Genomic DNA, 8,706 nt, shown 5'->3' on the forward strand with positions numbered 1-8,706 from the left:
TGAGGCCACCGTGAAGATGGCCTCACCGTGCCCGGTGTCTGCAGGGGGTGCCGGACTCCGGCGGTAACGTCGGGGGCAGCAGGGCAGATGAACAATTCGGGGTTACTACCGAGTAGGGTCGCGTGGCTCACCGAGGTGACTATGCTTGCTCGGTTCATACACGCGACCAGATGTACCGAAGCGAAGGGTGTGGGCTTTTTCATGCGTTCTCGACACGGCGGCAGCTCGGACGAGGCATCTGCGGTGAACCCTTCGCAGCCGGCCGGGACGCACCCGAACGGATCGGATGCGCCTGCGCGCTCGGGTGAGCGTACGCGTGTTCGCGCTCCGCGTGGGCCCCGTGCTCCGCGTGTGGGTCGGGGTGAGCGTGGTCGGGGTGTGTTGTTGTCGCAGTTGTTGGTGGCTGCGGTGGAGTCGCGTGGTGATGCGGTGGCGGTGGTCGAGGGGTCTCGGTCGTTGTCGTATCGGGAGCTCGATGAGGTGTCGTCGCGGTGGGCGCGGTGGTTGATCGGGCGGGGGATCGGCGCGGGGGATGCGGTGGTGGTGGCGGTGCCGCGGTCGCTCGAGTCGGTGGTGGTGTTGTGGGCGGTGGCGAAGTCGGGGGCGACTTTTGTGCCGGTGGATCCGGGTTATCCGGGCGAGCGGGTGCAGTTCATGGTGGCCGATTCGGGTGCGGTGTTGGCGTTGACGGTGTCGTCGGTGGCGCCGGTGGTGGTGGCGGCGGCGGGGTCGGTGCCGGTGGTGGCGGTCGATGATGTGTCGGTGGCGGGGCAGGTGGCGGGGTTGTCGTCGCGGCCGGTGTCGTATGCGGATCGGGTGCGGTCGGTGGAGTCGGTGGATGCGGCGTGGATGATCTATACGTCGGGGTCGACGGGGCGGCCGAAGGGTGTGGTGGTCTCGCATGCCGGTGTCGGTGGGGTGATTGCGGCCGAGCGTGAGCATTTCGGGGTCGATGCCTCGTCGCGGGTGTTGCATGTGTGTTCGCCGAGTTTCGATGTGTCGTTGCTCGAGTTGGGGGTGGGGTTTTCGGCGGGGGCGACGGTGGTGGTGGCGCCGGCGGGGGTCGGTGGTGGTCCGGATCTGGCGGATGTGATTGCGTCGCAGTCGGTGTCGCATGTGTTCATGACGCCGGGTGCGTTGGGGTCGATGGATCCTGCCGGGTTGGACGAGTTGCGTGTGGTGGTGGTGGCGGGGGAGTCGTTCACGCCGGATCTGGTGCGGCGGTGGTCGGTGCCGGGTCGGCGGCGGTTCTTCAATGCTTATGGTCCGACGGAGACGACGATTCTGGCGACGTCGTCGGCGGAGTTGGTGCCGGAGGCGCCGGTGGTGATCGGGTCGGCGATCGCGGGGGTGGGTGCGTTCGTGCTCGACGAGCGTCTGCGTCCGGTGCCCGAGGGTGTGGTGGGGGAGTTGTATGTGGCCGGGGCGCAGGTGGCGCGGGGTTATCACGGTCGGTTCGGGTTGACGGCGGCGCGGTTCGTGGCCGATCCGTTCACTGCGGGTGGTCGGATGTATCGGACGGGGGATCTGGTGCGTCGGGGTGGCGATGGGGTGTTCGAGTATGTGGGGCGTAGCGATTTCCAGGTGAAGATCCGGGGGTTCCGGGTCGAGTTGGGGGAGATCGATGCGGCGTTGTCGGCGGTGCCGGGGGTCGGTTTCGCGGTGACGGTGGGGGCGGTGTTGGCGTCGGGGGAGTCGGCGTTGGTGTCGTATGTGGTGCCCGAGGCGGGGGCGGTGTTGGATCCGGTGCGGGTGCGGGAGTCGGTGGCCGAGGTGGTGCCGGGGTTCATGGTGCCGTCGTTGGTGATGGTGCTCGATCGGGTGCCGTTGACGCCGGTGGGGAAGGTGGATCGGGCGGCGTTGCCGGAGCCGGTGTTCGAGGTGGCCGAGTATCGGGCGCCGCGGACGCCGATGGAGGTGGCCGTGGCCTCGGAGGTTGCGCAGGTTCTGGGTCTCGAGCGGGTCGGGTTGGATGATTCGTTCGTCGATCTCGGGGGTAATTCGTTGGCGGCGACGCGGTTGGTGGCGCGGTTGTCGGCGCGGTTGGGGTATCGGGTGGCGGTGCCGGTGGTGTTCGAGGCGTCGTCGGTGCTGGAGTTGGCGGCGCGGCTCGACGACACCGCCGGTGCCGGTGTCGGTGCCGGTGTCGATGCTGCTGCGGCCGGTGCCGGGGTGGTGTTGGCGGCGCGGCGGCGTCCGGAGCGGGTGCCGTTGTCGTTGGCGCAGCAACGCATGTGGTTCCTCAACCGTCTGGAACCCGGTTCCGCCGTCGACAACATCACGGTGGCCATCAGGCTCTCCGGCCGACTCGATGTTCCCGCGCTCTCCGCGGCGATCTCCGACGTCCTCACCCGCCACGAATCGTTGCGGACCGTCTACCCCGACGAAGCCGGCGTCGGATTCCAGAAGGTGCTGCCCCCGTCCGAGGCGAGCTTCGACGTCGTTCCCGAACAGGTGTCCACCGAGGACGTCGTCGCCCGGGTCACCGAGCTGGTGTCGGAGGGATTCGATGTCACGCAACAGATCCCGTTGCGCGTTCGACTGCTCCGTATCGCCGACGACGAGCACGTGCTCGTCGTGGTCGTCCACCACATCTCCGCCGACGGATTCTCGATGGGTCCGTTGACCCGCGACGTGATCGTGGCCTACGAATCGCGTGTCGCCGGTCGCGCGCCCGAGTGGACGCCGCTCGAGGTGCAGTACGCCGATTACACACTGTGGCAACGCGAAGCCCTCGGCGACGAATCCGATCCCACCTCTCCGATGTCCCGCCAGCTGGACTACTGGCGGACGAATCTGGCCGACCTTCCCGAAGAGCTCGCTCTGCCGTCGGATCGTCCTCGACCCGTCCACGCGAGCTATCGCGGTGCCACCCATCGGATCACGGTCGACGGCCGAACCCGGAACGGGATCGCCGACCTTGCACGCCGCAGCGGCGCAACGGAATTCATGGTGGTCCACGCCACTCTCGCCGCGCTGCTCGCCCGGCTCTCCGGAACCGGCGACATCGCGATCGGCACACCGGTCGCCGGCCGGGGACAGGCCGCGCTCGACGACGTGATCGGCATGTTCGTCAACACGCTCGTGCTGCGCACCGACGTCGAGGACTCCCGCTCCTTCGCCGACCTGCTCGCCGACGTTCGCGGCGTCGACCTCGAGGCGTTCACCCACGCCGACCTGCCGTTCGAGCGGTTGGTCGAGGTGCTCGATCCGCCCCGCTCGCAGGCGCGGCATCCGCTCTTCCAGGTGATGCTCACCTTCCAGAACATGCCGGTGTCGACCCTCGAACTGCCCGAACTGTCCATCGGTGGAGTCGAATTCGATGCGGCTATCGCCAAGTTCGATCTCCAGGTGACCGTTGCCGGACTCGACGCGATCGACGGTTCCGACGGTCTGGCGGTCGAATTCACGTACGCCACAGACCTGTTCGACGAACGGACCGTCGCCGGTTTCGCCCGGCGATTCGCCCGGCTCCTGGACGCAGTCGTCGTCGACGAACGCGTCGCGGTCGGCGATCTGCCCTTCCTGTCCGACGGCGAGCGCACAAGCATTCTCTCCGAGTGGAATTCGCTCGGAGCGGGTGCGGTGGTGTCGGAACCGGCGACCCTCGCCGCGCGTCTCGACGCGTCGGTGCTCGCCCACGCCGCAGCACCCGCGGTGACGTGCGAGGGGATCACCCTCGACTACGCGGAGCTCGGTGCACGTGCCAACCGCCTCGCGCGCAGGCTGATCGCATCAGGCGTCGGACCGGGAAGCCTCGTGGCGGTGGCTCTTCCGCGATCTACCGATCTCGTGGTCGCGTTGCTGGCCGTCATCCAGTCCGGGGGCGGTTACCTGCCGGTCGACACCACCTATCCCGCCGAGCGGGTCCGCTACATGCTCGACGACGCGAAGCCCCGCGTGATCCTGACGTCCGAGCGGATCGGCGACGAGGACGGCGCGGGTGCACTCCGCGACAGCGGAACGGAGATCGTCACCGTCGAGAGCGTCGCCGACGTCGCAGCCGCCGAGTCGCGGCCGCTCACCGACGCCGACCGGCTCGCGCCGCTGCGCCCCGAGCACCCGGCTTACGTCATCTACACCTCCGGATCGACAGGCCGGCCGAAGGGCGTCGCGGTCACCCACCGGAACGTGCTCACTCTCTTCGCCAATGCCGAGCCGCTGTTCGGTTTCGGTGCCGGCGACGTGTGGACGCTGTTCCACTCCTACGCGTTCGACTTCTCGGTATGGGAGCTGTGGGGTCCGCTCCTGCACGGTGGGCGGCTCGTCGTCGTGGACTACATGACCTCCCGCTCTCCCGAACTCTTCGCCCGCCTCGTGCGGGAGGAGGGCGTGACCGTCCTGAACCAGACGCCGTCCGCCTTCTACCAGTTCGACGAGGCCGATCGCATGCTCGCGGCCGGCTCGGTCGACTCGACGCCGCTCGCCCTGCGTTACGTCGTCTTCGGCGGTGAGGCGCTCGACCCGGGCCGGCTCGTCGGCTGGTTCGACCGCCACCCTGCGGGTCCGCAGCTGGTGAACATGTACGGCATCACCGAGACCACGGTGCACGTGTCGTACCAGCGCATCGACCGGGCCCTCGCGAAGGTGGGTGCCGCCAGCGCCATCGGTCGATCGCTGCCGGGACTCGACGCGTACGTCCTCGACCGACGGCTGCATCCCGTGCCTCCGGGTGTGCCGGGCGAGCTGTACATCTCCGGCGATCAGCTCTCGCGCGGCTACCTCGCTCGCCCCGACCTGACGACGGCGCGTTTCGTCGCGAACCCGTTCGGGCGCGGCCGCCTCTACCGGACCGGCGACATCGCGCGCTGGAACAACGAGGGAATCCTCGAATACGCGGGTCGCGGCGACTCGCAGGTCCAGCTCCGCGGCTTCCGCATCGAGCTCGGCGAGATCGAGTCGGAGCTGTTGCGGGCGCCTGGTGTCGCGCAGGCCGTCGCGCTCGTCCGCGACGACGGGCTCGGCGAACGCCTCGTCGGTTATGTCGTGCCGCGCACAGGGGAGGCCGTCGACCCCGCCGCAGTACGCGCACACGCCTCCGAATTCCTCACGGGCTACATGGTTCCCGATGTGGTGACAGTGCTCGACGAACTCCCGCTCACGGTGAACGGCAAGCTCGACCGCCGCGCGCTTCCCGTCCCCCGCGTCGACATCGACGCGGATCGTTTCCGCGAACCTGCCACCGAATCCGAACGGATCGTGGCACAGGTCTGGACCGAGGTGCTGGGGATCGACCGCGTCGGCGCCGACGACTCGTTCTTCGATCTGGGCGGCAACTCCCTCATCGCGACGCGGGTCGTCGCCCGCATCAACGAGGCGACGGGAGCGAACCTGGCGATCCGGGAACTGTTCGAGGATCCCACCGTCGGGGGCCTGGCCGCGCGCGTCGATGCCGGCGGTGCCGAGGGCGCCGTGCCGGGCCTGGTCGCACGGCCGCGTCGCGGCCGCATCCCGCTCTCGCTCGCGCAGCAGCGGATGTGGGTGCTCAATCAGCTCGATCCGGGCTCCGCGACGTACAACATCCCGCTCGCCATCCGGTTGCGCGGTGCGCTCGACATCGAGGCGCTGACCGCAGCCGTACGCGATGTCGTCGAGCGGCACGAGACGCTGCGCACCGTCTACCCGCAGGACGAGCAGGGCCCCTTCCAACAGATCCTGGACGTGGAGTCGATGCAGCCGCTCGAGGTGGTCCGGGCGACCTCCGAGCGGGAGGCCTTCGACGCCGTGGTCGAGGTCGCCGGTCAGGGATTCGACGTGTCCTCCGAGGCGCCCGTGCGCGGACGCCTCGTCTCGGTCGACTCCGGCGACAGCGTCGCCTCGGTCGACTCCGAAGATCATGTCCTCGCGCTGGTGGTCCATCACATCTCGGCCGACGGCGCCTCGCTCGTGCCGTTGGCGCGCGACCTCATGGAGGCCTACGTCGCCCGGTTGTCCGGTTCGCGACCCGACCGCCCGCCGCTCGAGGTGCAGTACGCGGATTTCGCGTCGTGGCAACAGGAGACCTTCGGCGACGCCGAGAACCCCGATTCACCGGCCGGTAGGCAGCTCGCCTACTGGACGGAGCAGCTGGCCGGGGTGCCGGACCTGCTCGACCTGCCCACCGACCGGCCGCGTCCCGCGGTCCCCAGTCTGCGTGGTTCCACCGTGTTCACCGAGGTCGACGCTTCGACGCGGCAGCGGCTCGAGGCACTCGCGACCGAGAACCGGGCGTCGCTGTTCATGGTCGTCCACGCCGCGCTCGCCGTGCTGCTCGCGCGGATGAGCGGCACCCGCGACATCGTCGTGGGCACCGCCGTCGCAGGACGCGGTTCGCGGGTGCTCGACGACATCGTCGGCATGTTCGTGAACACGCTCGCGCTGCGCACCGACGTCGATCCGGGATCGCACTTCGCGGATGTTCTCGGACAGGCACGCACCGCCGATCTCGAGGCGTTCGCGCACGCCGACATCCCGTTCGAGCGGATCGTCGACGAAGTCGTCGCCACCCGTTCGCCGGCGCGCCATCCCGTCTTTCAGACGATGTTGTCGTTCCAGAACATCGAACCGGCGCGTCTCGAACTGCCCGAGCTCACGGTGGAAGCACTCGATTCGGGAGTGCTCGCCGCCAAGTTCGATCTGCAGGTGACGGTGGAACCGCTCGCTGCCGACGCCGGCATGCGCATCGCGCTCACCTATGCCGTCGACCTGTTCGACGAAGCGACGGCGACGGCGCTCGCGCAGCGCTTCGTGGCCGTCCTCGACGCCGTCGCCGCCGATCCTCGTTCCGTGGTCGGCGACATCGAGATCCGGACCGAGGCCGAACGCACGGCCGTCACGACACCGGTCGCCACCGATCCGGCGCCGGAGGTCGGCTTCGAGACCGTCGACCGCACCGTCGTCCAGGAACTGCAGATCGCGGTCGAGTCCGATCCCGACGCGCCCGCCGTCGTGGTGGGCGACACCGAGCTCGGCTTCGTCGATGTCGAGCGCCGGTCGTCGCAGTGGGCCCGTTATCTGATCTCCCACGGAGTTGGTCCCGGTCGTACCGTTGCCGTCGACCTCCCGGTGGGCCCCGATCTGGTCGTTGCGATGTGGGCGGTCGTCAAGACCGGAGCTGCGATCACCGTCGACCCCGCGGTTCCCGCCGACCGCGTTCTGACGGCGCTCGAGCGCAGCGACCACCTGCCGTCCTCGGTCGTCCGGATGTTCGTCGACGAGCCGGAGACGCTCGCCCTGGTCGCTGAGCAACCGGCCCGTTCGGTCGCGTACACCGACCGCTCCGGCGTCCTCGGACCCGAGGACACGGCGATCCGGACGAGTGAGCTCGATCTCACCCACGGTGCGGTCGTGGCAGCGTTGCGACGCGGCCGGAAGGATCTCGAGCTGACCTACGAGTCGCGGATCCTTCTCGCCGGCCCCCGGGTCGACGAGTGGACGGTCTTTGCCGTCCTGGCCGCGGCGATCACCGGCGCCGTCGTCGTTCCTGCCGGTCCCGAGCATGATCTGGGCATTCTCGTCGATGAGGAGTGGGTGACCCACGGCTTCGTCCCGGCCGGGGAACTGCCCGCTCTGCCCGATTCCGAGGATCTCGTGACGGTCGTGGTCACGGACGGATCACCGAACGACGGGGTGGATGCGTCCGCCGGGCTGTCCGGCAAGCTCTCCGACCTGCGCTCTCCGTGGATTCTGCAGGAATGATTCAGTAACGGTAACTTTACTTACCGGCCGAGTTCGTTCGGGGCGACCACGGCCGGAAGGAGAGTTTGTTCCGTGTTGCACAGGTTTCTTGTCGGGGGCCGAGCACGCTCGGGGACGCGCACACGGACGGGGGAACCCACCGTATGAGGGCACGGAGCCAGGACCGTGCTCGTGTTCGTGCTCCGCGTGTGGGTCGGGGTGAGCGTGGTCGGGGTGTGTTGTTGTCGCAGTTGTTGGTGGCTGCGGTGGAGTCGCGTGGTGATGCGGTGGCGGTGGTCGAGGGGTCTCGGTCGTTGTCGTATCGGGAGCTCGATGAGGTGTCGTCGCGGTGGGCGCGGTGGTTGATCGGGCGGGGGATCGGCGCGGGGGATGCGGTGGTGGTGGCGGTGCCGCGGTCGCTCGAGTCGGTGGTGGTGTTGTGGGCGGTGGCGAAGTCGGGGGCGACTTTTGTGCCGGTGGATCCGGGTTATCCGGGCGAGCGGGTGCAGTTCATGGTGGCCGATTCGGGTGCGGTGTTGGCGTTGACGGTGTCGTCGGTGGCGCCGGTGGTGGTGGCGGCGGCGGGGTCGGTGCCGGTGGTGGCGGTCGATGATGTGTCGGTGGCGGGGCAGGTGGCGGGGTTGTCGTCGCGGCCGGTGTCGTATGCGGATCGGGTGCGGTCGGTGGAGTCGGTGGATGCGGCGTGGATGATCTATACGTCGGGGTCGACGGGGCGGCCGAAGGGTGTGGTGGTCTCGCATGCCGGTGTCGGTGGGGTGATTGCGGCCGAGCGTGAGCATTTCGGGGTCGATGCCTCGTCGCGGGTGTTGCATGTGTGTTCGCCGAGTTTCGATGTGTCGTTGCTCGAGTTGGGGGTGGGGTTTTCGGCGGGGGCGACGGTGGTGGTGGCGCCGGCGGGGGTCGGTGGTGGTCCGGATCTGGCGGATGTGATTGCGTCGCAGTCGGTGTCGCATGTGTTCATGACGCCGGGTGCGTTGGGGTCGATGGATCCTGCCGGGTTGGACGAGTTGCGTGTGGTGGTGTGGCGGG

At 68.8% G+C, this 8,706-nt stretch carries 2 protein-coding genes; both read left to right on the forward strand.

Annotation, left to right across the window (positions count from 1 at the left end; translation table 11 throughout):
- The first annotated feature begins 201 nt into the window (after positions 1-201).
- On the forward strand, positions 202-7,677 hold the full coding sequence (locus GON09_RS24440) for a non-ribosomal peptide synthetase (protein WP_213934190.1): 7,476 nt from the start codon (positions 202-204) through the stop codon (positions 7,675-7,677).
- A 215-nt stretch (positions 7,678-7,892) separates the two neighbouring features.
- Positions 7,893-8,706, forward strand: an 814-nt coding sequence (locus GON09_RS24445; RefSeq protein ID WP_307854491.1) for an AMP-binding protein, incomplete at its 3' end; no start/stop codon positions are given.

The sequence above is a fragment of the Rhodococcus sp. B50 genome (genome assembly GCF_013602415.1).
In the GTDB taxonomy this organism is placed as follows: Bacteria; Actinomycetota; Actinomycetes; order Mycobacteriales; family Mycobacteriaceae; genus Rhodococcus.